This is a genomic window from Methylobacterium sp. NEAU K, from assembly GCF_030700285.1.
Lineage (GTDB): Bacteria > Pseudomonadota > Alphaproteobacteria > Rhizobiales > Beijerinckiaceae > Methylobacterium.
In genome coordinates, this window is sequence record NZ_JAUYZJ010000008.1 from 49,393 (window position 1) to 75,886 (window position 26,494).

Annotated in this window: 21 protein-coding genes and 3 pseudogenes; 11 read left to right on the forward strand and 13 right to left on the reverse strand. The window is 67.3% G+C overall.

The window, feature by feature from the left end; genetic code table 11:
- The first annotated feature begins 32 nt into the window (after positions 1-32).
- Positions 33-1,469 carry a peptidoglycan DD-metalloendopeptidase family protein gene (locus tag Q8W67_RS08630; RefSeq protein WP_305543749.1) on the forward strand — a complete coding sequence of 479 codons (1,437 nt, stop codon included), beginning with the start codon at positions 33-35 and terminating at the stop codon, positions 1,467-1,469.
- A 71-nt stretch (positions 1,470-1,540) separates the two neighbouring features.
- Here Q8W67_RS08630 and Q8W67_RS08635 read toward each other — a convergent pair whose 3' ends face one another.
- Together Q8W67_RS08635 and Q8W67_RS08640 are read right to left on the reverse strand one after the other, a co-directional pair.
- Positions 1,541-1,900, reverse strand: coding sequence for a YidB family protein (locus tag Q8W67_RS08635; RefSeq protein WP_370693844.1), 360 nt, complete (start codon positions 1,898-1,900; stop codon positions 1,541-1,543).
- Positions 1,901-1,982: 82 nt separating this feature from the next.
- Positions 1,983-2,375, reverse strand: a complete 393-nt coding sequence (locus tag Q8W67_RS08640) for a YidB family protein (RefSeq protein ID WP_305543755.1) — start codon at positions 2,373-2,375, stop codon at positions 1,983-1,985.
- Positions 2,376-2,501: 126 nt separating this feature from the next.
- Here Q8W67_RS08640 and Q8W67_RS08645 point away from each other — a divergent pair, with 126 nt between their 5' ends.
- The 6 genes from Q8W67_RS08645 (at position 2,502) to Q8W67_RS08670 (ending at position 7,989) form a co-directional block, all read left to right on the forward strand.
- Positions 2,502-3,383, forward strand: coding sequence for an alpha/beta fold hydrolase (locus Q8W67_RS08645; RefSeq protein WP_305543758.1), 882 nt, complete (start codon positions 2,502-2,504; stop codon positions 3,381-3,383).
- 131 nt (positions 3,384-3,514) lie between these two features.
- Positions 3,515-3,850 carry a preprotein translocase subunit YajC gene (gene yajC, locus Q8W67_RS08650; protein ID WP_305543761.1) on the forward strand — a complete coding sequence of 112 codons (336 nt, stop codon included), beginning with the start codon at positions 3,515-3,517 and terminating at the stop codon, positions 3,848-3,850.
- Positions 3,851-3,907: 57 nt separating this feature from the next.
- Positions 3,908-5,512 (forward strand): protein translocase subunit SecD, encoded by a 1,605-nt coding sequence (secD, locus tag Q8W67_RS08655; RefSeq protein WP_305543764.1) that lies wholly within the window; start codon positions 3,908-3,910, stop codon positions 5,510-5,512.
- A 247-nt stretch (positions 5,513-5,759) separates the two neighbouring features.
- On the forward strand, positions 5,760-6,701 hold the full coding sequence (secF, locus tag Q8W67_RS08660) for a protein translocase subunit SecF (protein ID WP_305543766.1): 942 nt from the start codon (positions 5,760-5,762) through the stop codon (positions 6,699-6,701).
- Between the two features lie 11 nt (positions 6,702-6,712).
- A complete protein-coding gene (locus Q8W67_RS08665) occupies positions 6,713-7,111 on the forward strand; it encodes an Mth938-like domain-containing protein (protein ID WP_305543769.1) in 399 nt (132 codons plus the stop codon).
- The gene (locus Q8W67_RS08670; protein ID WP_305543772.1) at positions 7,111-7,989 is read left to right on the forward strand and encodes a phytoene/squalene synthase family protein; all 879 of its coding nucleotides are present in this window, start codon (positions 7,111-7,113) and stop codon (positions 7,987-7,989) included. The genes Q8W67_RS08665 and Q8W67_RS08670 overlap by 1 nt, the downstream gene beginning before the upstream one ends.
- Before the next feature lie 339 nt (positions 7,990-8,328).
- Here Q8W67_RS08670 and Q8W67_RS08675 read toward each other — a convergent pair whose 3' ends face one another.
- From Q8W67_RS08675 to Q8W67_RS08685, 3 genes and pseudogenes are all read right to left on the reverse strand, one after another.
- The gene (locus tag Q8W67_RS08675) at positions 8,329-9,924 is read right to left on the reverse strand and encodes a porin (protein ID WP_305543775.1); all 1,596 of its coding nucleotides are present in this window, start codon (positions 9,922-9,924) and stop codon (positions 8,329-8,331) included.
- A 1,903-nt stretch (positions 9,925-11,827) separates the two neighbouring features.
- A pseudogene (locus Q8W67_RS08680) lies at positions 11,828-12,343 on the reverse strand (IS3 family transposase); the annotation flags it as partial.
- Between the two features lie 319 nt (positions 12,344-12,662).
- Positions 12,663-13,775: an FAD-binding domain-containing protein gene (locus Q8W67_RS08685; protein ID WP_305543786.1), complete on the reverse strand. Its 1,113-nt coding sequence runs from the start codon at positions 13,773-13,775 to the stop codon at positions 12,663-12,665.
- Positions 13,776-13,861: 86 nt separating this feature from the next.
- Here Q8W67_RS08685 and Q8W67_RS08690 point away from each other — a divergent pair.
- Positions 13,862-13,939, forward strand: a pseudogene (locus Q8W67_RS08690) (IS5/IS1182 family transposase); the annotation flags it as partial.
- A 65-nt stretch (positions 13,940-14,004) separates the two neighbouring features.
- On the opposite strand, the gene Q8W67_RS08695 reads toward Q8W67_RS08690, so the two are convergent.
- From Q8W67_RS08695 to Q8W67_RS08705, 3 genes are read right to left on the reverse strand one after another with little or no spacing between them, the layout of a single operon-like run.
- Entirely contained in the window at positions 14,005-14,790 is a 786-nt protein-coding gene (locus Q8W67_RS08695; RefSeq protein ID WP_305543788.1) for a hypothetical protein, read from the reverse strand.
- Positions 14,791-14,801: 11 nt separating this feature from the next.
- Positions 14,802-16,214: a HAMP domain-containing sensor histidine kinase gene (locus tag Q8W67_RS08700; RefSeq protein ID WP_305543791.1), complete on the reverse strand. Its 1,413-nt coding sequence runs from the start codon at positions 16,212-16,214 to the stop codon at positions 14,802-14,804.
- A gap of 43 nt (positions 16,215-16,257) precedes the next feature.
- The gene (locus Q8W67_RS08705) at positions 16,258-16,938 is read right to left on the reverse strand and encodes a response regulator transcription factor (protein ID WP_305543794.1); all 681 of its coding nucleotides are present in this window, start codon (positions 16,936-16,938) and stop codon (positions 16,258-16,260) included.
- Between the two features lie 265 nt (positions 16,939-17,203).
- Here Q8W67_RS08705 and Q8W67_RS08710 point away from each other — a divergent pair, with 265 nt between their 5' ends.
- The 3 genes from Q8W67_RS08710 to Q8W67_RS08720 all read left to right on the forward strand — a co-directional run bounded on the left by Q8W67_RS08710 (position 17,204) and on the right by Q8W67_RS08720 (position 19,148).
- Positions 17,204-17,587, forward strand: coding sequence for a hypothetical protein (locus Q8W67_RS08710; RefSeq protein WP_305543797.1), 384 nt, complete (start codon positions 17,204-17,206; stop codon positions 17,585-17,587).
- A 62-nt stretch (positions 17,588-17,649) separates the two neighbouring features.
- Positions 17,650-18,426, forward strand: a complete 777-nt coding sequence (locus tag Q8W67_RS08715) for a hypothetical protein (protein WP_305543800.1) — start codon at positions 17,650-17,652, stop codon at positions 18,424-18,426.
- A complete protein-coding gene (locus Q8W67_RS08720; protein WP_305543803.1) occupies positions 18,423-19,148 on the forward strand; it encodes a phosphatase PAP2 family protein in 726 nt (241 codons plus the stop codon). Before Q8W67_RS08715 ends, Q8W67_RS08720 begins: the two co-directional genes overlap by 4 nt.
- A 153-nt stretch (positions 19,149-19,301) precedes the next feature.
- Here Q8W67_RS08720 and Q8W67_RS08725 read toward each other — a convergent pair.
- From Q8W67_RS08725 to rpoN, 5 genes and pseudogenes are all read right to left on the reverse strand, one after another.
- Positions 19,302-20,470 (reverse strand): annotated as a pseudogene (locus Q8W67_RS08725) (IS3 family transposase).
- Between the two features lie 207 nt (positions 20,471-20,677).
- The gene (locus tag Q8W67_RS08730; protein ID WP_305543805.1) at positions 20,678-20,875 is read right to left on the reverse strand and encodes a hypothetical protein; all 198 of its coding nucleotides are present in this window, start codon (positions 20,873-20,875) and stop codon (positions 20,678-20,680) included.
- A gap of 200 nt (positions 20,876-21,075) precedes the next feature.
- Positions 21,076-22,902, reverse strand: a complete 1,827-nt coding sequence (gene glmS, locus Q8W67_RS08735; RefSeq protein ID WP_305543808.1) for a glutamine--fructose-6-phosphate transaminase (isomerizing) — start codon at positions 22,900-22,902, stop codon at positions 21,076-21,078.
- Between the two features lie 151 nt (positions 22,903-23,053).
- Complete coding sequence (gene glmU / locus Q8W67_RS08740) at positions 23,054-24,433, reverse strand: bifunctional UDP-N-acetylglucosamine diphosphorylase/glucosamine-1-phosphate N-acetyltransferase GlmU (RefSeq protein ID WP_305543811.1); 1,380 nt, start codon at positions 24,431-24,433, stop codon at positions 23,054-23,056.
- Between the two features lie 81 nt (positions 24,434-24,514).
- On the reverse strand, positions 24,515-26,092 hold the full coding sequence (gene rpoN / locus Q8W67_RS08745) for an RNA polymerase factor sigma-54 (RefSeq protein WP_305543814.1): 1,578 nt from the start codon (positions 26,090-26,092) through the stop codon (positions 24,515-24,517).
- Positions 26,093-26,494: the final 402 nt, after the last annotated feature.

Genomic DNA, 26,494 nt, shown 5'->3' on the forward strand with positions numbered 1-26,494 from the left:
CATCAAGTTGCGTCAGGCAAACGGGTGTGTCGATGCGGGTGCGCGGTACGGGTCGGGGGTTACGGACGCTGTCGCGCGTCGCGCTCATCGGCATCATCGGCGGCGGTGCAGCCGCCTGTTCCTCGGACGCCTCGCGCCTGAGCAACCCCTTCTCGAATCCTTTCTCGTCGGAGCCCACCGCCACCGGCAGCCTGCCGGAGGGGGGCCTCAAGCCCGCGCCCGTCATCCGCACCGGCCGCATCCAGTCCGAGGCTCTCAGCCCGCCCGCGACCCCGCGTCCGGCGGCCGCGGCGAGCCCGGCTCCGAGCCACCCGGCCGCCGCGCCCGCGACCCGTATCGCCTCAACCGGCTCGACCGGATGGAGCACGCATGGCGGCACGCAGATCACGGTGTCGCAGAACGACAGCCTGAACCAGATGTCGACGCGCTTCGGCGTGCCCGCCTCGGCGATCCTGTCGGCCAACGGCCTGACCAACGCGAGCCAGGTCACACCCGGGCGACAGATCATCATCCCGGTCTACAACGCCTCCGGGATGAACCCGGCGGCGGCTCCGATGACGGCACGGCCGGCCCGGGCCGCCGAGGAGAAGCGCGAGGACGCCCGGCAGGCGGAAGCCAAGGTCGCGTCGAAGCGCGACGAAGCCAAGGAATCGGCCAAGGATTCGGCCAAGCGCGCGGCTGCCGAGAAGGAGGCGGAGCGCAAGGAGGCGCTCGCCAGGGACATGGCTGCCCGAAAGGCTGCCGACGAGAAGACGCGCAAGGAGGCATCCCTGAAGGAGGCCGAGAAGAAGCGTCACGTGCGTCCTGGCCAAGCCGCCAAAGCGGACGAGAAGGGCAAGGTGGAGGCGAAGGCCGACCCGAAGGCGGACGCCAAGGCCAAGGCCGAGGCGAAGGCCATGGAAGCCAAGGCCGAGGCGAAGGCCGCCGCGAAGGCGGAGGCGACTCAGAAGCTCGCCGAAGCGAAGGCCGCCAAGGAGGCCGCGCAGAAGGCCGCCGCCGCGGAGAAGACCGAGAAGGTCGCCGCCAAGGAGGCACCGAAGCCGATCGCCCCGGCCAAGCCCGAGCCCGCCGCCACCGGTTCCGTCGCCGAGGCGACGCCGTCTGAGAGCTTCCGCTGGCCCGCCAAGGGCCGGGTGATCTCGGGCTACGGCACGTCGGGCAACGAGGGTATCAACATCGCCGTGCCGGAAGGCACGCCGGTCAAGGCCGCCGAGGAAGGGACCGTGGCCTATGCGGGCTCGGATGTGAAAGGCTACGGCAAGCTCGTCTTGGTGCGTCACGCCAACGGCTACGTCTCGGCCTACGCCCATAACGGCGAGATCGACGTGAAGCCGGGCGACAAGGTCAAGCGCGGCCAGACCATCGCCAAGTCGGGAGCCTCGGGTAACGTGACGTCACCGCAGCTGCACTTCGAGATTCGCAAGGGCGGTGCCCCCGTCGACCCGATGTCTCAGCTCGCCAGCAACTGAGCCGCGAGTTCGGCTTCAGAAGCGTGCGGCGGTCCCGAAAGGGGCCGCCGTTTCCGTTCCGGGTCTCTCGCTCAGGAACTCTGCCCCTGGAGCACACCGTCCGGGCTGCTCCGGTCGACCGCATCCGGCAGCGCCTTGGCCAGCGTCGGGAACAGTTGGTCCATCGGGATGCCGAGCTTCTCCGCCATCTGGCGCACTTGCTCGTTGTCCAGAGCCTTGCGGAGATCGTCGGCGGTGATCGGCTCGTTCGGGCCGCGCCCCAGCCAGGAATCGACCTGGCTCTGGTAGCCGGAGCGGCGGAGCTGATCGAGCAGCACGTTGAGACCGCCAGGCAGAACCTGCTGAACGATGCCGGGAAGCGCCTTGAGCGCCATCTGCTCGAGCGAGCCGCCGAGCGCATTGAACAGGCTCATACCGGTCCTCCTGTGGATCGATTGTCCGAAACGGTTCTAGGGCACTTCGGTCTCCGACCGATACCGGGAGCCGCAAATAGAATCAGGCGACCGGAGGGCTTCAGCGGATTTGTGTGCTGAAATTCGGCTGGGGCCTGAGCTTGCCGTCCGCGCTCTGCGATGCCACTGCGGCGGGCAGGAACTCGGCGAGTGCCGTGGCCACGCGACCAGCCGGCACGCCGAGGTCATAGGCGAGTCGCTCGGTGACGGCTTCCGGCAGGCAAGCCGCGATCGCGGCCACCGGCACGGGGCGGTTCTGTCCCGCGGAAAGCCAGGAGTCGACGGCGTCGCCGTGGCCGTCCCCGCGCAGGCGCTCGAGAAAGGCGGCCAGGCCGCCGGGATAGAACTTGGCCATAGCCATGGGGAGCTTGCCGCTGCCGGCGCGCTCGACAGCCCGATCGGCCGCCGCGACCACGTCGCCGAGGACATTCTTCATACCGTCGAGCAGGCCCATAGTCCGTCGTCTCCGCGTCCCGTTACCGCGCCCCAAGGTCGGGCGCAGCTCGGCGGCGGCAAGCGCATGCGGCAATTGCGCTGGGAATCAGATAATATTGGATCCGGCGCATCGAGGGAGTGATCCGTGCAGCGCGTGAATGCCGGGGTCCTGGACGTTGCCTACCGGGAGGTAGGGCCGCCGGACGGGCCGCCCGCAGTGCTGCTCCACGGCTTCCCGTACGACGTGCACGCTTTCGACGCGGTGGCCGAGCGGCTGGCCGCCGCCGGCGTGCGCTGCCTGATCCCGTACCTGCGCGGCTACGGGCCGACCCGCTTCCGCGATCCCGCGACGCCGCGCTCGGGGGAGCAGGCGGCGCTGGGGGCCGATCTCCTCGCCTTCCTGGACGCCCTCGGGGTCGAACGCGCCGTGCTCGCCGGCTACGATTGGGGCGGCCGGGCGGCCTGCGTGGCGGCGGCCCTCTGGCCGGAGCGCGCGAGGGGACTCGTGAGCTGCGGTGTCGGCTACAACATCCAGAACATCCCGGCCTCCGGGCTGCCCGCCGCCCCAGAGGCGGAGCACCGGCTCTGGTATCAGTACTACCTCCACGGCGAGCGCGGTCGTGCGGGCCTCGCGGCGAACCGGGACGCGTTCTGCCGCCTGCTCTGGCGCCTGTGGTCGCCGAGCTGGGATTTCGACGCGGCGACCTTCGAGCGGACCGCCAAATCCTTCGACACTCCCGATTTCGTCGACGTGGTCGTCCACTCCTATCGCCACCGCTTCGGGCTTGTGGCGGGCGACCCCACCTTCGAGGATATCGAGGCGCGACTGGCTGACCAGCCGACGATCGCAGCGCCGTCCGTGGTGCTGCTCGGCGCCGATGACGGCGTCAGTCCGCCGCCCGCGATCGATGTCGACGCGCGCCACTTCACTGGGCCGTACCGGCGTGAGATCGTCGCGGGGGTCGGGCACAATTTTCCCCAGGAGGCGCCGGACGCCTTCGCGCAGGCGGTTCTCGCCCTGCTGTGACGGTCCCGCAGCGGCGCGTCGCTTCGGCGTTGCTTTCGGGAAGCCCGTGGCTATAGTCCGCGCGCTTTTCGACAGGTCTGCAGACGCCGCAACAGGCGGCAGGCCTGCGTGCCAATCGCAGGAGACGCTCGTTGATCACCCCCGCCTTCGCGCAAGGGGCCGGTACGGCCGCTGGCGGAGCGGAGATCGCCTTTCAGGTGATCCCGTTCGTCCTGATCTTCGTGATCATGTATTTTCTGATCCTGCGGCCGCAGCAGAAGCGGGTCAAGGACCACCAGACGCTGATCAAGGCCGTGCGCCGGGACGACACGATCGTCACCAATGGCGGCTTGGTCGGGCGCGTGGTCAAGGCCGTGGACGACCAGCCCGAGATCGAGGTCGAGATTGCCCCGAACGTCCGCGTGCGTGTGGTCCGCTCGATGATCTCCGAGGTCCGCGCCAAGGGCGGTCCGGTCAAGGCCGCCTGAATTCCCGGTTGAAGAGGCCGGCGTGACGCGCCGGCCCAAAAGAGAAAACAACGGCCTATGCTGCGCTTCTCCCGTGCGAAGATCATCGCGACGCTAGGCCTCATCCTGATCGGCCTGATGCTCGCTGTGCCGAGCTTCTTCTCGCCTGAGCAGCGCAAGGGCTTTGTGGCGAGCCTGCCGTCCTGGTTTCCGGCCTGGGTCGTGCCCACGCGGGCGATCGTGCTCGGCCTCGATCTCCAGGGCGGCTCGCAACTGCTGCTTGAGGTCGACCAGAACGAGCTGATCGCCTCCCAGGCCAAGGCGCTGCGCGACGACGTGCGCCGTACGCTCCAGCAGGAGAACGTCCGCGCCGACGGCGGCATCGGCCTGCTCCAGCGCGGCGTGCAGGTGAAGATCTCCGACGACGCGGCCAGGGCCAAGGTCCTGCCGAAGCTCCAGGAGCTGTCGCTGCCGATCACCACGTCGCTGGGCCAGACCGCCGCCCGCACCCTCGACATCGCCGAGCAGCCCGGCGGCGTCATCCGCTTGACGCTCACCGATGCCGGCATCACCGACCGCACCCGCCGCGCCGTCAGCCAGGGCATCGAGGTCATCCGCCGGCGCCTCGACTCCACCGGCACCACCGAGCCCTCGATCCAGCAGCAGGGCGCCGACCGGATCCTGATCCAGGTCCCGGGCGAGCAGAACCCCGAGCGCCTCGAGAAGCTTCTCGGCTCCACCGCCAAGCTCGAGTTCCGCATGCTCGCCGACAGCCCCTCGGGGGACGTCGACATGCTGCCTTCGAAGGACGAGAAGGGCGCCAAGGTCCCGGTCGAGCGCCGGGTCATGGCTGATGGCGGCGAACTGACCGATGCGCAGCCCGCCTTCGACCAGCAGTCCCACGAGCCGATGGTGAGCTTCAAATTCAACCTGCGCGGCGCGCAGCGCTTCGGCCAGGCGACCTCAGAGAATGTCGGCCGACGCATGGCGATCGTGCTCGACAACGAGGTGGTCTCGGCCCCGGTGATCCGCTCGGCGATCACCGGCGGCTCCGGCCAGATCACCGGCAACTTTACGGTCCAGCAGGCCAACGACCTCGCGGTCCTGCTGCGGGCAGGCGCGCTCCCGGCCAAGTTCACCGTCGTCGAGCGCCGCGTCGTCGGCCCCGGCCTCGGGCGCGACTCCATCGAGGCCGGCAAGCTCGCGACGCTCGTCGCGGCGGGCCTCGTGGTCTGCTTCATGTTCGCGACCTACGGCACGTTCGGCTTCATCGCCAACATCGCCCTCATGGTCCATGTCGGACTGATCCTCGGCCTGATGTCGGTGCTCGAGGCCACCATGACGTTGCCCGGCATCGCCGGCATCGTGCTCACCATCGGCACGGCGGTGGATTCCAACGTGCTGATCTACGAGCGCATGCGCGAGGAGAGCCATGCCGGCCGCTCGCTGATCTCCGCGCTCCAGGCCGGCTTCGACCGGGCGTTCGCCACGATCATCGACTCGAACTCGACCATGGCGATCGCCGCGCTGATCCTGTTCTTCCTCGGCTCCGGGCCGGTGAAGGGCTTCGCCGTGGTGTTCATCCTCGGCATCCTGACCACCGTCATCACCGCCGTGACGCTGACCCGGATGATGATCGCGGTGTGGTACAAGACCTTCCGGCCGAAGGCCCTGCCGTTCTGACGGTAGGGTCAATGCACGCTCAAAAGCTTTTTCAGGAGGTTGGCGAAGCGCCTTTCGTCTGATCGCCCGGCCGGGCGACCCGCCGCGTCATCCCGGGGCTGCGCAGCGGAGCCCGGGATCCAGACCGCCGACGGTGCCGACCTCGGCTCGCCCGCGGTTCTGGATTTCGGGCTCGCCCTGCGGGCGCCCCGGAATGACGGCGGAGCAGGACGAGAACGCCCAGCAGCCCCACGTATCGAGACCGACCATGCGCCTGCTCCGCCTCTGGCCCGATGAATCGCATTTCGACTTCATGCGATTCCGGCGCTTCACCTTCCCGCTCTCGGCGGTACTGTCGCTCGCCACCGTGGTGCTGTTCCTCACGATCGGGCTGAACTTCGGCATCGACTTCAAGGGCGGCACCCTGGTCGAGCTGCAGGCCAAGTCCGGCAAGGCGGACGTGGCGGCGATCCGGCACACGGCCGCCGGCTTCGGCTTCGGCGAGCCGGAGGTGCAGGAACTCGGCAATCAGGGCACCGTGCTGGTGCGCCTGCCGCTTCAGCCGGGCGAGCAGGGCCAGACGGCAGTGATGAACAAGGCGCACACCGCCTTCGATGCCGACTACGACTTCCGCCGGACCGAGACCGTGGGCCCCCGTGTCTCGGGCGAGCTGGTCCAGTCCGGCACCCTCGGCGTCGTCCTCTCTGTCGTCGCGGTGCTGCTGTACCTTTGGTTCCGGTTCGAGCGGGAGCTTGCCCTCGGCGCCATCGTCGGCACGCTCCACGACATCGTGCTCACGGTCGGCGTGTTCATCATCACCCGGATCGAGTTCAACATGACCTCGATCGCCGCGATCCTCACCATCGTCGGCTACTCGCTCAACGAGACCGTGGTTGTGTTCGACCGGACCCGCGAACTGATGCGCCGGTACAAGACCATCCCGACCGTCGACCTGCTGAACCTGTCGATCAACTCGACCATGTCGCGCACCGTGATGACATCGATCTCATCGGGCCTGTCGCTGCTCGCGCTGGTCCTGTTTGGCGGCGAGGCGATCAAGGGCTTCGCCATCGTGATGCTCTGCGGCGTCGTGATCTGCACATACTCGGCGATCTTCGTCTCGACCCCGGTGTTGATCTATCTGGGGCTGATGCTCTCGGGGGCCCGCGCGGCGTCCGAGCGCTCCGGAGTCCCGCAGGCGGCGGAATAGCTGTTCCGGACATGGCCGAACGGGAGACAGCGCTGGGGTTCGAAACGGGCTTCGTGCCGGGGCGCCACATCATTGATACCTACGGCAACGGCGGCTTCCGGTTCGCCGGGATGTCGCATCGCGGTTCGATCCTGCTCCTGCCCTCCGGGGTGCGCGCCTGGGACGTGGCGTCCGTGAAGGCGATCGACCGGACGGCCTTGCGCCCGGTCCAGGCCGAGGCGGCCGGGATCGAACTGCTGCTCGTCGGAACCGGCCTCGACATCGCGGCGATCGCCCCCGCCTTGCGGGGATGGCTCAAGGATTTCGGCGTCGGCCTCGACGTGATGCAGACCGGAGCCGCGGCCCGCACCTACAACATCCTGGTCGCGGAGAACCGCAAGGTCGCCGCCGCTCTGATCGCGGTCGATTGATGCCGGAGGTCGACGGTAAGCCGGCCGAGACCGGATTGGCCTTCGCGCAGGCGCATTGCGAAACCCTGGTGCGGGATGGTGACCCGGACCGCTACTACGCCACCCTGTTCGCGCCGGCCGCCGCCCGCCCCCACCTCTTCGCGCTCTACGCCTTCAGCCTGACCATCGCCCGGGTGCGCGAGGCCGCCTCGAACCCGATGGCCGGCGAGATCCGCCTGCAATGGTGGCGCGACGCCCTCCAGGGCGAGGCCCGCGGTGATGTGCGCGCGAACCCGGTCGCGGCCGCCCTGGAGGAGGCGATCCGGGTGAACCGCCTCGGGCGGCAACCCTTCGTCGACCTGATCGATGCCCGGGTATTCGACCTCTACGAGGATCCGATGCCCCGGGTGAACGACCTGGAGGGCTATTGCGGCGAGACCGCCTCGGCGCTGTTCCGGCTGGCGAGCCTGGTGATCGCCAACGGCACCGAGCCGGGCGGCGCTGGGGCGGCTGGCCATGCCGGGGTGGCCTACGGCCTCACCGGGCTGCTCCGCGCCCTGCCCTGGCATGCCCGTTCGGGCCAGGTCTACCTGCCTGCCGACGTGCTCGCCCGCTACGGCGTCACCCGCGAGGATATCGTTACCGGCCGCGGCGGACCCGGGCTGTACCGCGCCTGCGCCGATCTGCGCGACCTCGCCCGGCGCCACCTCAAGGCGTTCGAGGCTTCGCGCCCCACGATCGCTCCGTCGGCCGGGGCGGCGTTCCTGCCCGTCGCGCTCGTGGCGCCATACCTCGCCGTGATGGAGCGGGCGAGCTACGACCCGCTCAACACCGCCATCGACCTGCCGCGCTGGCGCCGGCTGTGGCGCTTGTGGTGGGCGGCGCGGCGGATCGGGTGAGAGGCATCGGCTCAGCGGCGGTCCCCTGACCGCGGTGCTGCGGGCCGGTGCCGACCTCTCGGGTGCGCGTCCGCTTCGCGGCGCGGGACCGCAAAGCCTACCTTGTAAAATCACGCTGCACGCGCGCAGCGCCGCTTCGGGTCACTGCGCTCGGGCCAGGAACACGAGGCCCTCATGGGGGCGCGGGCACGCGAAGTACAACCGGCGTGCGAACCCGGCGGTCCACCTTCGCACGCCTCACCCAACCGGCACGTAGCCGTTCCCCAGCAGTATCAGGAACGGGGCGATCCCAAGCCCCGAAGGACGCAGACCGCCGCCGCACGAGTCACGCTTCACCCACTAAAAGTCCCGCTGTACGCGAAAGCGAGCCTGGGCATTGTCCTCTTTGCTGATGAGCTTGAACGGGTTCGTCGAGTCCTGCACCAGGCCGCTCTTCACGCCGCCCCGGATCCAGGCACCCTCCACGCCGATGTCGAGGTCCTTGACCGGCGACCAGATCAGGCTCGCACCGGCGGTGATCTGGTAGGCGTCCCGCAGCGTCGAGCTCGCCGCCAAGGCGGCCCGGCTCGCCGCCGTCCCGGTGAAGCGCGGGAACCCGAAGCCCAGCAGAGCCAGGGCATTGCGGCCTGCCGACCCGAAATCCGCCTCGCCGTAGTTGGCATAGAAGGCCGAGCGCCATTCCGGCGTCCAGTAGTGCAGGAGCGAGGCCGTGGCGGTGAAGCTCGTCGAGAGTTCGTAATGGCCCGTCGAGGGGTTCAGCACAGCGTCGGCGAAATACCGGGTCAGGCCCGAGCCCACCTGGATGCCGGTCGAGAGGCCGTCATACGGAGCCGAGTAGTACTGATACCCGGTGTAGCTCATCGCGCCTTCGCCGTAGGCACCCTGCAGGTAGAGCGCGTCCCCAGGGGCGATCATCGGCAGGTTGACCTTGAGGCCGCCTTGCACGGCCCAGCCGTACTCGTTGGGCGCGCGACCCACGGGTGAGACGCCGAGCAAGCTCGTCGCGGCGTTGCCGACCGTCACGGTCGAGACCGCGTTGCCGCCATTGATCTCGTGCACGGCGGCCGAGAACTGGGCCGAGCCCCAGCCTCCATCGTAACGCAGCACGCCGACGAAGTCGGGCATGCGGTTCTTCTGGGTGACGTCCTGGAAGGCGACCACGCCGGGCGCCACCACGATGGGAGCCAGGAACGTCCCTGCGCCGAAGCCGTTGAAGGTCGCATTGAAGCCCGCAAAGCCGCTCGCCGGATTGAAGGCCCCCACGGCGGCGCCCGTGCCGAAGATCGGCTGCCGACGGTTGGTCGGATCTTCCACAGACAGCGTTGCCGACAGCCCAGTGCCAAAGGTCGCCGTGTAGGCGAGCAAGTTGGTGCTGTAGACGTCCGAACTCTGGATCGCGCCGATCATGTCGAAGTCGTGCGCGTAGAAATCGAAGAACGACGAGGCGCGACCGGCGGTGAGCCCGGCGAACTGGATGAAGGCCTTGTCGACGTTGACGAAGTTGAAGGCCCGATTGTAGGCGTCCGCACCCAAGCCGACGATGGACAGGCCCTGACGGGCGCGTGCGAGCACCGACTGGTTCCCGAGAAACGACGCGACGTCGAGGCGGACGAAGGCGCGCAGGGTTCCGTAGGCCGTTTGCGTACGCGCATCCAGGTTGAGGCGCATCAAGGCCCGGGATTCCGATGTGTCACCGCCCGTGCCGGTGCGGATCTTCGACGTCGGTACGTTCAGGTACTCGTAGCGCGCGCGTCCCGAGATGCGCAGGCACGTGTCGGTCCCGGGGATGAAGAAGAAGCCCTTCCCGTACGCGCCGCAAACGCGGACGTACTCGATCGGAGCCGCTTTGGTCATCGGGAGGTCCGCCGCCTGAACAGCAACCCCCGTGGTCAGCAATGCGCTCGAACTCAACAACAGTCGTTTCACGAGCAGCATTTCCAGACCTCCCCAAGGTGATGTTTTTGATTTTGACTCGACGTTGTCCGCCATAGCGACGGTCGTCCAGCGCCATTTGTTGCAAGATCGATCTATTGCGGCGCGAATAAGCCTCTCGCTGCCGCGAAATCCAATCTCTTATCGTATTCGAATTTGAGTGAGGCCACCTTCGGGGTCAATCGCCTGGAAGGCCCTCTGGCATGCCAGGAAACATTTTGAATAAAAGTGTTGCGCCGGGAGCACGAACGATTGACCGCTCTCATCCCGATCCGCGGGCCGGGCGTACTGCGCTCCCTGCAAGTTCGCCGGGCTACGACCGTTCCAGGGCGCGGAAGAGGTGCCTGGGGACACGACACGATTCTCCACACGGAGATCGACCACGCCTACCTTCAGCTCGGCCCACCGCGCGCAACTCTTTCATCTTCTCAGAGGTCACCGCACCAGCCGTGTCGCCGGCCGGCTGTGTCTTGCCGGTCGCCAGGAACGCTCCGAGCCAGCCATCGCGTATCGAGCCGGCGATGCCCGCGCGCCGGCTGTAGCGCGGCGATCCTGTCCAGACCGCGCGCCTTCCGGCTCGGTGTCGCTGCTCTGCTCGGAGGAGAATCGAGGGACCTGGGCGCTTCTGCCGGATGCAACGTCCCGAATTTGACCGTCCGGCTATCGTTGGCCACCGCCGCGCAGTAGCTTCTTTCCAGAGCCGGGCCGAAATACCGGTCCAGTCAGGACCGCTGAGGATCTGCGGCCCTATACCGAGGCCATCGACACGACCGACGTGAACGCAGGATGAGGCTGATTAAAATTCGTCATCGCCGCTGAGATGCTGGGAGGGACGGACCATGCTCCGCTACGTCGTCGTCATCGCGATTCTGGCCGCGCCGACAGCGGCGCTCTCGCGTCCCAGGATCACCGCGCTCCCATTCGCCCATGTCGAGGCTGGTCCGGATCCCGCTTGCGTTTGCCGGCATGTCCGTCGGGAGTCACTTCGGTCCTCCAGGCGCCGGTCAGGCTATCGGGCCCGCCGATACTCCGAATACAGGTTGCCGGGCCCGGGTTCTCGCGCCGAAGGCTTCGCCGATGGCTCGGCAGGTTCTCGGATGGCGCTTGGCGTCGGCTATGCTCCCTGGAGCCGCTACGACGACTGCATTTGGGGTTACGCAGGGGATGTCGCCCCGGCCCACTGCACCGATTACTACGGCTTCTGAGGCCTCCGGGCGGCCGACCTGTCCGCCCCGTCGCGCGAAGCTTGCCGCCTGTGACAGGGACAGGATATTCGAGACGACCCGGGCCGGGATTTGAATCGCCGGTGTCAACGCAGGCATGTCGTCGCCCAGGAATGCGGAGCCGAGCGCAAGCATTCATACGCCGCGGAGGCGCAGGAGCGGCTCAAGTTCGACAGTTCGACCGGATCACGGTGCCTACCGCCGCCCCTCGTGACAATGCATGCTCGGTGGCGATGTATTGCAATCCAGCGCACAGCTCTGCGAGGGCTTGCACATCCAGAGCAGGCTCCCGCTCTTCAAACAAGCGCTGAAACAATGGCGGTGAGGCGCATCCGTCGGCTCGATGAAGATCGCTTTAGCATCAGGAGCCGCCGCGAGACGTTCGGCTTGAGCCGCCAATGCGCTGTCCGTCTCCGGCAAGGCGCGAACGCCCTGAGCGATTGCTGGGACGCCCAGAACGCTCACCGCGATGCCGAGGGCAGCAGCGCGCAAGGTCACAACACCGATGATCCGCATGGTCGCAGGCCTTCACAATCGATCTGACGGTGCCTCAATGCATCATCAAGCGTCGGCGGAGCGCCATCAGCAATATGCTCCGAGCGGCGATATACTTACGCGCGTGAGCCGCGGCGACTTTGATTGAACGCAAGGGGCGGCGGTGCGGGCGGGCCGCCCGCGGCGCGCCACCTCCCGTCGGGCGCCGCGACGGTGAGGACCTGGTTGAGCCGGTCGGGCGCCGCCGAAAAAGCATGGCGGCTGTCGGCCGCACGCCGGAAGCGCCGGAACTGCCGGGCTTTGAGCCGTTCTCCCGCACGCCGCGCTACATGTCGCTGCCCGGACTTGAGGCCCTGCTTGTGCAACTTGTGTGTCACGCGCGGGCTGCCGCAGGTCTGGTGCGGCAGCGCGAAGGCCGAGCGGACATAGAGGGGCAACAGGACGCGGGCTGGTCTTTCCAGGCGAAGTTGTCGCTCGGGCCGAGTCCCTTGGTGCCGAAGAAAGCCATGACCGCTTCAGGATCTCGCGCTCCTGGCGCAGCACCTCATTCTCGCGCCGCAGGCGCTTCAGCTCGGTGGCCATGTCTTCCTGCCAGTGGGCAGGCAAGGCAATTCGTCGATCCGGTCGCGCAGGGTCGAGAGCCCGCCCCCGAGATCGGCGGCGACCTCTCGGCGGAACCGGTCGCTCGTCTGGGCGAGCCGCACCGCCTCTGCAGGGTATTGCGGCGTGGAATGCTACTTCGGTTCTGCCATCCGAGATATTGTCCTGTCAGCAGAAATACATCTACCAATAATAGTAATTTTAAGATATAAAAAATGCGAATAATTATAATATATATTGCTATTCACAGATTGTTCTGCGCGAGATAAATCGAGAGATCTGACGCTGTATTGCTGAAACCGCACGTGGAAATGATCCCATCAAGCGACGAAATTGACGATAAGCCCTGAGTTGTTGTAGATGCCGAGGCTGCGAGCGCTGGTGGTGCCCTTCCATAATCGGTCAAGACCGCAGCTTCGGAGATCAGTCTGGCAAGAGGTGCGGGATGGCCTTCCTCACTCTGGTGAATCCTCGGGTGGACAGCGGCCAAGTCACCTCGTCCCATGCGCGTCTGATGCGCAGGCAATCGGCAGGCAATGCATCCGCCGAAGGACCGACGGGCGCCCATGCCGTGACGGTCGGACGATCGCCGGACCAGTCGCCTGTGGCCATTCCCGCCTCGCAACCGAAATGCGTCCCTGCCCGTTCCAAGGCATCCGCCATCGCTGCCGCGTCGGCCGCCCGCACCCGATCCGACGCACCGCTGGCGTGGGCGAGCAGGCCGCCGACGCGGACGACCCGTGCTCCGCTCAACGGCCAGCTCTCAGGGTGGAGGTCGTCGAGGTGCAGCAGCAGGACGACGTCGCCTTGCGAAGCCGTATCCGCTGACGGCAAGCCGACCTCTCGCGGCGGCATCGCCTCGTCGAGTGGGTCGGGGTATTCGTTGAGGCCGGCGGGATCGAAGCGACCGTCCGTATACCGTCTGATGTTCTCGGCGCGGGCGACGTAGTGTTTGCCACGGGTGTGCAAGCCAGCCACCCAGCGCCAGGACAGCGTGTTGCTCGCCGGATCGCCGTCGAGCAGGTGGCGCATGAAGAAATCGGCGCCGAGCGCCCAGGGCAGGCGCAGCGTGAAGATCCAGATCGAGGCGAACCACATCCGCGCATGGTTGTGCAGCCAGCCCGTCCCGACCAGCTCGCGTGCCCAATCGTCGAAGCCGTCGATGCCGGTTTGGCCCTCGACCGCGGTCTCGTAGGTCCGGCGCAGCCCTGGCTCGGCAGCGATCCGCTCCCGGCCCGCCGCAGCGCGTGCGAGATAATCCGTCCAAACGGCGGGGTGGGTCTCCAAGTGGCCCTTGAAGTAGGTCCGCCAGAACACCTCGGACACGAACTTCTCGGCCCCCCCGTCGCCGAACGCGTTGTCGGCGGCGGAGACCACCTCGGCCTCCGTGATCAGGCGCCGGCGCAGGTAGGGCGAGAGTGCCGACGTGGTCGGCCCGACGTGGGGACCGCGGTCGGTGTTGCGGGCAGCGGCGTAATTGGTGCCGGCTCCTGCGAGGAAGGCCGTTAGGCGGTCGAGCCCGGCGTCGCGGGTCATGGGGAAGGTGCGATCCATGCCGCAGAGCTAGCGGACGGTTTGAGCGGTGCGGATGCGACCTATTCCCCGAGCGTCGGCGATAGGTCCCGCGGGGCACGGTCTACAACCGCTTCAACCGCTGGTCCCGGCGCGGCTTCTGGAAAGCGATGTCGGCCGTCCTCGCCTCCTTCGACAAGCTCAGTTTGAACTCGGACCACCTCGTGGGGACCGATCATCGCCACGCCCCAGATCAATAGTCGGCCTTCAGCGAGACGTAGAAACTGTAGCTCGCTCCTGGACCCGTGTGACCGAAGAGTGGTCCTCCCGCCGCCAGCAGGGACCAATGATCGAACAGCTTGTATGTCAGCCCGAGGTTGATGCCAGTCAAAGGCGCGGTGCTGACGGCGGCGGAAGTCTGATGATAGACTTCCACACCGAGACTAAGCTGATCGGTGATCGTTCGCTGCAACACGGCACCGCCGAGCCAATAGTTGTGCTGGTTCAGGCCTGGGTTGATCGTATAGCCGCCCCCGCCAAACAGCGACCAGTCACCAAAATCCTTCTCTGCCCAAACGGGCAGAAACACCTCCAGCCGGCCGGATCCGAACGTACGATTGGCGGTCGGCAGGAACAGACGCGGGAAGAAGGCCACGTCCGGCGTGATGTCACCCTCGGCCTGGTGCAGGAATCTGTATTTCGCCGCGAGCTCGATGTCGCCAACTCCGACATTACTGGTTGGCCCATGCTCGAAATCTGCCGGGATGACCGCCGTAAGCTGAAGATCTTTATAGGCTCCGTAGTTGATATCCATGCCCGCCTGACCGGCGGTGACACCGAAGGTGCGTGTCCCCATGCCGAAATGATAGATCTCCCAATGCCCCGTATCGGTCGGCTCCGGATCATCGGTGATGTACGGGGGACCAGCCTGCACAGGGAGTGAGGTGGCGAGCAGAAGCACGAGCGCGGTCAGTGGGAGGACCGCCGCACATCTCAGGCTCAGGCAATCCTCAAAATATCGCGCATCGCTCGCATACATCGCGGCCAAGATCAGGTGTGGTGCATCATGGCAGGATCGAGGCTTGATCCCGAAACCGAGGTACCCGAGCTCCCCAGCGGCGCGGTCTGGCCCGTCGTCGCCTCCACGTGCAGCCTCCATGGGAAGGCTATGGTCACCCGCAGGCCCGGCTCCGGATCGGAGAGCCGAAGGGCAGCGCCGTGAAGCTTGGCAATCGCCGCAACCAGGCTCAGTCCCAGGCCGTTGCCCGGTGTCGTGCGGCTCCGCTCTAGCCGGTAGAACCGGCGCAGCACCTTGTCGCGCTCGGCGGCTGGGATTCCCGGACCGTCATCGGCCACCTCGATGGCCGGCCCACGCTCGGCTCGACCGGGCCTCAGGAGGCTGACCCGGATCTCGGTACCCAGCGGCGTGTGAGCCAGCGCATTCTCGATGAGATTGGCCAAGAGCTGGGCCAGCAGTTCGCGATCACCGTCGATGACGATTCCCGGCGCGACCGCGCACGTGAGAATACGGCCACCCTCCTCGACGTCAGGCGCGTAGGCCTCGAAGAGCGTCGTGACCACCTCGGTCAGATCGACCGGTCGGAACGTCACGCGTTGGTTGCCGGCCTCGACTTGAGAAATGCGCAGCAGCGCAGAGAAGGTCGCAAGCAGGCCGTCCGCCTCGTCGATCGCACGCTCGACCGCAACCGCGTAGTCTTGGGTCGTCGCCGGATGGATCCGCGTACGTTCCAGGTTCTGGCGCAGGCGCGACAGCGGCGTGCGCAGGTCGTGGGCGATGTCGTTGGAAACCTGCTGCAGGCTGTCCATCAGCTGCATGATGCGGTCGAGCATCGCGTTCAGGCTCGTGGCCAAGCGATCGAACTCGTCGCCGGCCCCGGTCGGCTCGATCCGCCGCGTCATATCGCCGGCAATGATCGCCTCGGCCGTGCGGGTCACAGCCTCGACGCGCCACAAGACGCCCTTCGTCAACAGGAAGCCGGCGACCAAGCCGAGGAGCACGGAAATGCCGAGCACGATCGTGAAGGCGTTCGCAACGACGTCTTCCACGTCGTCGACGCTGCCGAGGTCATCGGCAACGACAAGGGTCGTCCCGTCGGTGAGAGATCGAAGGTTCAGCAGGAACCTATCGGATCCTGTGAGCCGGATTTCTGCCAGGGTGCTCGCTCCAGCGGCCGGAACGGAAGCCGCGGCGCGCGCGACGAGGTGCTCGCCGGCGACGCGCTGACCGTCCCGTCCAAGGAGCGCATAGTGCAGGCGGCTCTCCCCGCTGGCGGTCTGCGCGTCGATCAGCTTGCGAAACGCATCGCTGCCGTACTGTCGGAACTCGTCGAGCAGCTCGGCCGCCTCGCCCTCGACCCGCTGGCCGGCCTGGAGCTTGAGCGCGCGCGTGACCAGCGCCTCTGCGGTGACGCCGACCGCGGCCACTGAGATCACGAAGACCACGGTATGCAGCAGCGCGAAGCGGACCCCGCTGCCGCGCAGGATGTTAAATCGACGGCCCACGAAGGCAATATCCCGAGCCGCGCACCGTCTCAATCAGCTCGCAGCCGAAGCCCCGGTCCATCTTCGAGCGCAGGCGGCTCACGTGCGTCTCGACGATATTGGTCTTGGGGTCGAAGTGAAACTCCCAGACATTTTCAAGCAGCATGGTGCGTGTGACGACGCGGTCGGCGTTGCGCATCAGGAACTCCAGCAGTCGAAATTCGCGCGGCTGCAACTCGACCGTGCGCGCGCTGCGTCGCACCTTGCGGCCGATCAGGTCCATCTCGAGATCGCCCACGCGCAAAACCGTCTCGACCTGCGCGAACGGTCGGCGACGACCGAGCGCGTGAACCCGTGCCAACAACTCTGCGAACGCGAACGGCTTGGTCAGGTAGTCGTCGCCGCCGGCCTCAAGTCCTTCGACGCGCTGTCCAACCCCCGACATCGTGGTGAGGAACAGGACCGGCGTCTGAACGCCCGCCGCCCGCAAGGTCTTCACTGCGCCGAGACCGTCCAGCCCAGGCAGCATGCGGTCGACGATCATGACATCGTAGGCTTCACCGGCCGCGAGAAAGAGGCCGTCGCGTCCGTTGCCGGCGAGATCGACGATGTGGCCGTGCTCTCGCAGACCCTGGCCCACGTAATCGGCCGTCTCTGCGTCATCTTCAATCAGCAAGACCTTCATCGGACGCGGATGCTTCCCGGATCGTGCATGCGGTAAGCGGCCGATCATAGCCGCGTTCGCTGACCGGCGAACCATACGATCTCGTAACGTCGACCCTTTGAGCCGGATCGCGCCAGTCAGGTCCAAGCGCCGGATCTATACCGATCTGTATAGATCCGGCCACCGATCCTCGATGTGCGTTGGCCGAGAAGCGAGCCCGCAACCTCCAGGGTTCGGTCCCCGTGCGCTGTCCCTTGGAATACGTCCCCGCGGCAACGGGATCGCGATGACGGATACAGACGATGGAAGCTTCGCTCTCAATGTGGCGCATTCCGAGGCCGCGCGTCTGTGGCTGGACCGCACGATGCGGTACCTCCGCTGGGGGCGGATCTATGGCGGCTGCACCGACGGGGATCTGACCGCGCTCTGGATCACAGCGATGTGCAGTTGGGCCGCAAGACCCGCCGAACGCCCGCTCGCCATCGATGAGGCCGAGGCGGAATTCGCGTTGCTCGATCGAGAGCCACCCTACGCGTTCGCCCGCGATGAGATCGGACACGTGGCAGCGCGAACCATGGCCGACCTCGCGGACATGGCGGCGGCTGAGCGATGCGCGGCCGGGGAGCGGATCCTAGACCTCTACCGCGATGAGGTAGCGAGGAAGAACTGACGCTGCCTTGAAGCATTTTGCGCCGTCAAGAACACAGCCCCGACAAGCCGAAAGACGGAGCGATGACAGACAGCCGAGAAGATACTTTGAGCAAGGTCCCCGAAGTCACCCTCGGCTTTTGGCTCATCAAGATTCTGGCGACCACGCTCGGAGAGACGGGGGGCGATACCGTCACCATGACCCTCGACTGGGGCTACCTCGCCGGGACCGCTCTATTCGCCCTGCTGCTCATCGGCCTGGTCGTCGCCCAGATCCGGGCCAAGCGGTTCCACCCGGCCCTGTACTGGGCCACCATCGTCGCCTCGACCACCTTCGGCACGACCATGGCCGATTTCGCCGACCGCTCAATCGGCATTGGCTACACGGGCGGCTCGACCCTGCTGTTGGCCTGCCTCGCCGGGGTACTCGGGCTTTGGTACCGGATGGAGGGCACAGTCTCGGTGAACACGGTCTCGACCCCGCGGGTCGAAGCATTCTACTGGGCGGCCATTACCTTCTCGCAGACGCTGGGCACCGCGCTCGGGGACTGGCTCGCCGACACTGGCGGCCTCGGCTACGAGGGCGGTGCCCTCGTCTTCGCGGCGGCCCTCGCTGTGGTCATCCTCCTTTACTACCGGACACAGATCTCTCGGGTCGGCCTGTTCTGGGCGGCGATCATCCTCACGCGCCCACTTGGAGCGACGGTGGGCGACTTCCTCGACAAGCCGGTCAGCGACGGTGGCCTGCATTTGAGCCGGCCGCTCGCCTCGGCGGTGATCGCGGCCTTCATCGTCGCCCTGATCGTCCTGCTGCCGCAGCGCGCAGGCCGCCATCCTGGAGCGGAGCCGACGCGCTCGTGACAGATCCAGAAGCCACAGACCCGTCGCCCCCGGCTGACCGTGACGACGCAAGGCCCGAACAGCTCTGGCTGGCCGGGCTGTTCCTGAGCGCCGCCCTGCTCCTGCTGTTTGGCTGGCTGGCGGAGGAGGTCTCGGAGGGCGATACACAGGCCTTCGACCGGCGGATCATCCTGCTCTTCCGCCATGCCGGTGACCCCGCGAACCTCTTGGGGCCACCATGGCTACCATCGATGCTGCGTGATCTGACGAGCCTGGGCAGCACCGTGATCCTCGGCCTCACGCTCGCCCTCGTCCTCGGCTACCTCGCCATAACCCGAAAGCGCATGGCGATGCTGTTCGTCTTCGCATCCGTCGTGACGGGCCAGGTCCTCTCGACTGGGTTGAAGCTGCTTTTCGAGAGACCGCGACCTGACCTAATCCCGAACGCGCCGGAGGTATTCACAGCGAGCTTCCCGAGTGGCCACGCCATGCTGTCGGCGGTCACCTACCTGACCCTTGCCGCGCTGTTGACGCGTATCGAGACACGATGCCGGATCCAGCACTACTTCATGGCAGCGGGGATCCTTCTCACGGTCCTCCTCGGCGTCAGCCGGGTCGCTCTCGGCGTCCATTGGCCGACCGATGTTGCGGCTGGGTGGTGTGCGGGTGCGGCTTGGGCCACCCTATGCGCACTGATCGCCGCGAGGCTCGCCAGGGCCAGAGACATCGAGCGACTTCCGTGAGTTCGAAGGTCGTTCCGGCAGCGTGTTCTTCACGGCAGGCGACGGACGGATCTCCTGACCGACGTCCGTTACGTGACAGGCGCGGGTACGACAGGTGGAACACGCAGTCGCCGGTCAGCCTTTGCTGGGCCGACGTTCTGGGATTGTTTCGGTTTAGTGGAGAGCGGTTTGGTTGGCGCTGCGCTTCTCGAACTGGAGGGGGCTGACGAAGCCGAGCGCGGAATGGGGCCGGCGGGGATTGTAAAAGCCGTCGATGTAGCGGGCCAGAGCCTCGGTCGCGTCAGCCCGCGTTTGGAAGGCGGTACGCCAAATGAGTTCGCTCTTCACCGTCTTGAAGAACGTTTCGACCATCTCGTTATCGTAGCAATTACCCTTACCGGACATCGAGATCACGATGTCATGTCGTCGTAGTTCGGCTTAATAATCCTTAGAGCAACACTGAGTGCCGCGGTCAGAATGATGGAGTAGTCCAGCCGCTGATCTTCGCATGACCACAGCTCGCTGCAAATCGGTCAGAGCCAGCTCCTTGTGCAGCCGGTCTCCGGTCGCCCAGCCGACGACCCGCCGAGCGTAGAGGTCGATCACCACCGCCAGATACAGCCAGCCCTCCCGCGTCCAGATATAGGACAGATCGGCGCCCCACTTCTCATCGGGCGCGGCGGCGGTGAAGTCCTGATCGAGCCGGTTGGGGGCGACCGGGAAGGCATGCTGGCTGTCGGTCGTGCGCCGGAAGCGCCGGGGCTGACGGGCCCTGAGCCCGTTCTCCCGCATCAGCCGCACCACACGCCGCCGCCCCGCCACAAGGCCCTGCTCGCGCAACTCGTGCGTCATGCGCGGGCTGCCATACGTCTCGTGTGAGAGCGAGGAGGCGGAGCGGACATGGGCGAGCAGGACCAGATCCTCGCGCTGACGGCGGGAAGCGGGCCGGTCCTTCCAGGCGAAGTAACCGCTCGGGCTGACGTCGAGGACCTTGCACGGACGCTGGACGGGGAACTCTCTTTTCGCCGCGTCGATGAGCTGGAACCTCATCGACGTCCCTCGTTGACGAAAAAAGCCGTAGCCCGCTTCAGGATCTCACGCTCCTGGCACAGCACCTCGTTCTCGCGCCGCAGACGCTTCAACGCGGCTGCCATGTCCTCCTGCCGGTCGGCTGGCGGCGCGTCCATCTCGCGATCGCGCCGGCCGTCGATCCAGTTGCGCAAGGTCGAAAGCCCAACCCCGAGATCGGCGCCGATTTCGCGGCGGGAGCGGCCACTCGTCTCGGCGAGCCGGACCGCCTCCGCGCGAAACTCAGGTGTGACCTGCTTCTTGGGTTCTGCCATCGGTGGCCCCCTCCTTCATGGAAAGAGCTCTCCACTTCTCCGAGGTAAGTCCATTGAGAGAGGTGTGTGCGTCCGCGTTGACCGCAGGACGTCGATCGCTCGGTTCAGGCGGAATGTCTGCCCACCGGCAACTAACCAAGCTCGGCGCATACGCGACGGAATAAGTATGACGCTGACGGCCGTAAACCGGCTCAGTTCGATGCGCGCTCAGACGTCCAGAGCGATGCGACGCCGGCGACCGACCAAGCGAACGCGCGACGGATCGAGGGCCGAGAAAAGCCCATTGCGGTCACGCACCTCGGCCGGGGTTTCGAGGCCCTGCTCAATGCGCACGAGATCGTCCTGCCGGGCGCGCTCTTTCTCGCGACGGCGCTCGGACACACTGGAGGTTGCGATGGGCTGCATGACCAACACCGTCCACGGACACAAATTGATCATGGCGGATCAGCGCTTGGTGTCAAATCACGGTCAATGCCCAATGAGGGCGTGATCCCGTCCTCCGTTTGTCCAAATGGCCAGACTTTATTTTCAGGCCATTTTGGACAAAATAATTATTTGGACCGACTTTTTGGCTGTCTACAGGTCATCCGCAATCCGTGAGGCGGCTATTCGACGGTGACCGACTTCGCGAGGTTCCGGGGCTGGTCGACGTCTTTCCCCATGAACACCGCGGTGTGATAGGCCACCAGCTGGATCGGTACCGCGTAGACGATCGGTGCCACGGTGGCGTCGAGGTCCGGCATCGTCACGGTCGCCATGGTGTCGAGCCCGTGCTCGGCCGCGCCCTTGGCGTCCCCGATCAGCACGATCCGCCCGCCCCGGGCGGCGACCTCCTGCATGTTCGAGACCGTCTTCTCGAACACCGCGTCGTGGGGCGCGATCACGATCACCGGCACGCTCTCGTCGATCAGCGCGATCGGCCCGTGCTTCAGCTCGCCCGCCGCGTAGCCTTCCGCGTGGATGTAGCTGATCTCCTTGAGCTTCAGTGCGCCCTCGAGGGCCATCGGGTAGCTCGTGCCGCGCCCGAGGTAGAGCACGTCGCGCGCCTTCGCGACCTCCCGGGCCAGAAGCTCGATCTCCGGCTCACGCGTGAGCGCCTCGGCCATCAGGCCGGGCGCCTTGATCAGCGCATCGACCAGCCGGCGCTCGCCCGCCGCGTCGAGGGTGCCGCGGGCGCGCCCCGCCGCGATGGCGAGGCACAGGAGCACGGTGAGTTGGCAGGAGAACGCCTTGGTCGAGGCCACGCCGATCTCGGGACCGGCCAGGGTCGGCATCACCACGGAGGATTCCCGCGCGATCGTCGAGGTCGGCACGTTGACGACGCTGAGCGTGTGCTGACCCTGGCTCTTGGCGTAGCGCAGGGAGGCCAGCGTATCGGCAGTCTCGCCCGATTGCGAGATCACCAGCGTCAGCCCGTCCTTCTCCAGGGGCGCCTCGCGGTAGCGGGCCTCGGAAGCCACGTCGATCTCCACGGGCAGCCGCGCGACCTGCTCGAACCAGTAGCGGGCCACGAGACCGGCATAGAAGGCCGTGCCGCAGGCGGTGATGTACACGCGGCTGAGCTTGGCGAAGTCGAAGGGCAGCGCCTCGGGCAGAAGGACCCGGCCGTTCGCCATGTCGACGTAATGGGCCAGCGTGCGGCCCACCACCTCGGGCTGCTCGTGGATCTCCTTCGCCATGAAGTGGCGGTGGTTGCCCTTGTCGATCCGGTAGGCCTGCGTGGCGATCTTCTGGCGCGGCCGCTCGACGCGCGCTCCGGTCTGGTCGCGAATTTCCGCACCGTCCCGATTGAGGATCGCCCAATCGCCCTCGTCGAGATAGGTGATCGCGTCCGTGAACGGCGCGAGCGCCAGGGCGTCCGAGCCGAGATAGGTCTCGCCGTGACCGAAGCCGATGGCGAGCGGGGCGCCGTGCCGCGCGCCGATCAGCAGGTTCTCTTCGCCCGCGAAGATGAAGCCCAGCGCGAAGGCGCCGCGCAAGCGCGGCAGGGCGGCGGCGACCGCGTCGACCGGGCCCATCTGCTGGTCCATGTTGCGGCTCACCAGTTGGGCCACGACCTCGGTGTCGGTCTCCGTCTCGAACACGACGCCCTCGGCCTCCAGCTCGCGCTTCAGCTCGCGGAAGTTCTCGATGATGCCGTTATGCACGACCGCGAGCCGCTTGGTCGCGTGCGGGTGGGCGTTGGTCTCGTTCGGGCGCCCGTGGGTCGCCCAGCGGGTATGGCCGATGCCGATCGTGCCGGTGAGCGGCTCACGCTCGAGGCGCTCCTCCAGGTTGATGAGCTTGCCGGATGCGCGCCGCCGCTCCAGCCGCCCGTGCTCCAGGGTGGCGATGCCGGCGGAGTCGTAGCCGCGGTATTCGAGCCGCCGCAGGGCCTCGACCACCTGCCCCGCCACCGCGTCGCGTCCGACGATGCCGACGATGCCGCACATGGAATTGTCTCTCGCTCTGGCGCCCGGACCCCGTGCACGCGCAGGCCGCGCAAGGTCCGGGCCGCGCCGCTGAAGGCGGTGCCGACCCGGGGGCTTGTACCGGATCGAGGCCGCGCAGGGCCAGCCCCGGCCGCGCTCGGGCCTCCCGTCGTCAGGAGCCCTTGCCGCGCCGCGCCTTCTCCACCAGGAGCGCGGCCCGCTTCTCCGCCGCCCATCCCGGCTTAACCGCTTGCCGGCCGCGGGCGATCGCCATGGCGCCGTCGGGCACGTCGTCGGTGATCACCGAACCCGAAGCCACGTAGGCGCCCTCCCCCACGGTGACCGGGGCCACGAGGGCGGAGTTCGAGCCGATGAAGGCGTCGGCGCCGATCGTCGTCCTGTGCTTGAGCACGCCGTCGTAATTGCAGGTGATCGTGCCGGCGCCGATATTGGCCTTCGCCCCGACGTCCGCATCACCGAGATAGGTGAGGTGCGCGGCCTTGGCGCCGGGCCCCATCCGGGCGTTCTTCAGCTCGACGAAGTTGCCGAGTTCCGCGCCAGCCTCCAGGACGGCGTGCCCGCGCAGTCGCACGAACGGCCCGATCCGGACGCCGGCCTCCAGGGACGTCTCCGTCAGATGCGCGAAGGCCCGTACGGTGCAGCCGTCGCCGACCCGCACCCCCGGTCCGAACACCACGTGCGGCTCGACCACGACGTCGCGCCCGAGCAGCGTGTCGTGGCTGAGGAACACCGTCTCGGGGGCGACGAGAGTTGCGCCGCCCAGCATGGCGCTGCGGCGCAGCCGGGCCTGGATGGCGGCCTCGGCGACGCCGAGCTGCACCCGATCGTTGACGCCCTGCGCCTCCGCCTCGTCCACCGGCACGACGGTGACCGGGAGCCCATCGGCGACCGCGAGGGCCACCGCGTCCGGCAGGTAGTACTCGCCGGCCGCGTTGTCGTTGCCGATGCGAGTGAGCAGCGCCAGCGCGTGCCGTCCCGACAGCGCCATCAGCCCGGCATTGCACAGGGTGACGGTGCGCTCGGCCGGGCTCGCATCCTTCTCCTCGCGGATCGCCAGGACGCGGCTGCCCTCCGTGAGCACCCGGCCGTAGCCGGCGGGCGTGGCGGTCTCGAAGGCGAGCACGGAGACGGCTGCGCCCTCGGCCAGAGGCGCACGCAGTCTCAGGAACGTTTCAGCGGTGATCAGCGGCGTGTCGCCGAAGGCGATGACCACGTCGTCGCCCGGCTCGGCGAGCGCGTCGCGGGCGGCCAGAACCGCGTGCGCGGTGCCCAGCCGCTCGGCCTGCGGGAAGACCTGCGCGCCGGGCGCCTCCCGGGCGATCTCGGCGGCGACGTCCGCGCGGCCGGGCTCCGCCACCACGGCGATCCGGCCGGCGCCGGCCGCCTGCACGGCGGCGAGCACGTGGCCGAGCATGCTGCGCCCGGCGATCCGGTGGAGCACCTTCGGCAGGTTCGAGCGCATCCGCGTACCCTTCCCGGCCGCGAGCACGATGGCGGTGAGGCTGCGCGGGGGCGTTGCGGTCGGGGTCATCGCGGGTCCAGGCGTCGTGATACGGCGCGCGACGGATGGGCCGGACGGACGCGTAGCGCAAGGCCGCCGCGGCCGCGGGTCTCAGCGCAGGGCGAGCGCACCGTGGTGCGCGGATCCGTGGGCGTAGTGTTCGCGTCGTCGCTCGATCGAACTCGGGATCCGCAGGGATTCCCGGTACTTGGCCACCGTCCGCCGGGCGATGTCCACGCCCTCGCTGCGCAGCTTCTGCACCAGCGCGTCGTCGGAGAGCACATCGTCCGGCGTCTCGCCGTCGACGAGCTGCTTGATGCGGTGGCGCACGGCCTCGGAGGAATGGGCCGCCATGCCGGCCGCGCCCGGAATAGCCGCGGTGAAGAAGTACTTCATTTCCAGCGTGCCGCGACTCGTGCCGATCGCCTTGTTGGAGGTCACTCTGGAGACAGTCGATTCGTGCATGCCGATCGCCTCCGCCACGGTCTTGAGGTTCAGTGGGCGCAGGTGCGTGACCCCGTGGACGAAGAACCCGTCCTGCTGGCGCACGATCTCGGTGGCGACCTTGAGGATCGTGCGGGCGCGCTGCTCCAGGGAGCGGGTGAGCCAGTTGGCGGTCTGCAGCGCCTCCGACAGGAAGGCCTTGTCGCCCTCGGCGCTCGCACCGCGCACGACGCGGGCATAGTAGCTTTGGTTGACCAGCACCCGCGGCAGGGCCTCGCCGTTCAGCTCGACCAGCCAGGACCCGTCGGGCGCCGCACGCACGAACACGTCTGGGATCAGCACCTCGACGGCGCTCGATCCGAAGGCCCGGCCCGGCTTCGGGTCGAGCCGGCGGATCTCGCCCAGCATGTCGACCAGATCCTCATCGTCCACGCCGCAGAGTCGGCGCAGGGCGCTGAAATCGCGCTTGGCCACGAGATCGAGGCGCGAAACCAGCGCCTGCATGGCCGGGTCGAACCGGTCGCGCTCGCGCAGCTGGATCGCCAAGCACTCGGCGAGGTCCCGGGCAGCGATGCCGGGCGGGTCGAAGTTCTGAACCAGCGACAACATCCGCGCCACGGCGGCGATGTCCGCGCCGAGGCGCTCGGCCACCCCTTCGACCGTCTCGCGCAGGTAGCCGGCCTCGTCGACCGCGTCGATCAGGAAGCCTCCGATCAGCCGATCGACGGGATCCCGGGTCGCCAGATCGAGCTGGCCCGCGAGGTGGTCGCGCAGGGAGGTCTCGGCCGTGAGGGTCGCCTCGAAATCGGGCGCCTCGGAATCGAAGCTGCCGCCGGCGCTGCCGTAGGGCGGCGGCGTCAGCGAGAGCATGTCGCCGCCGCCCGCCTCCCGTATCGGCGTCGGGGTGTCATCCGGGAAGACGTTGTCGAGCCGCGTGTCGAAATCGGTCTCGATCTCGCCGCGACTCGGATTGAGTTCGGAAGGCAGCCACGCTTCGGGATCTGCCGCGTCGAAGCCGTCGCCGGAGGCCGCCTCGTCCCCATGCCCGCCCGCCTCGGTGGGCTCACTCGTTGCGGGCAGATCGGACTCGGCGCGCTCCAGCAGCGGATTGCGCTCAAGCTCGGCCTCGACATACGCGGCGAGATCGAGTTGCGACAGTTGCAGGAGTTTGATCGCTTGCAGGAGCTGCGGCGTCATAACCAGGGCCTGGCCCTGACGCACTTCCAGCCGTTGCACCAAACTCATGCGAGGCCTCGAGCCTTTCCAGCGCGGTCCGCCAACCGGAGCTGCGTTACCTCCGGCATGGTTCTTGCTACTCGCGTGAAATTATCACTAGCCCGTTCGAGAGCGCGCGTCAAAGTACGTCCGCAGTTCGGTGTTGGAAACTGTGCGTGCGCATCGATCGCGTGGCCCCTCGGTCACATTCCGCTCGATGCGCCGCGAAATGTCAGTCGCTGCGTCTCTGCGGGCAAGTCTCCGCGGATGACTCTCGGGGCGGGTCTTTAACGAAGCTTTGCGCGCTTGCGGGCGCCGCCTTGTCGGCATCGGCACCCTCGTCTGAACGGCGCGAGGCCATGCGGCTCAAGGGCCTGTCACGCAAACGTTCTTGCCGCCGCCCGCTCCGGGTCTCACCCCGGGTCGCATCTG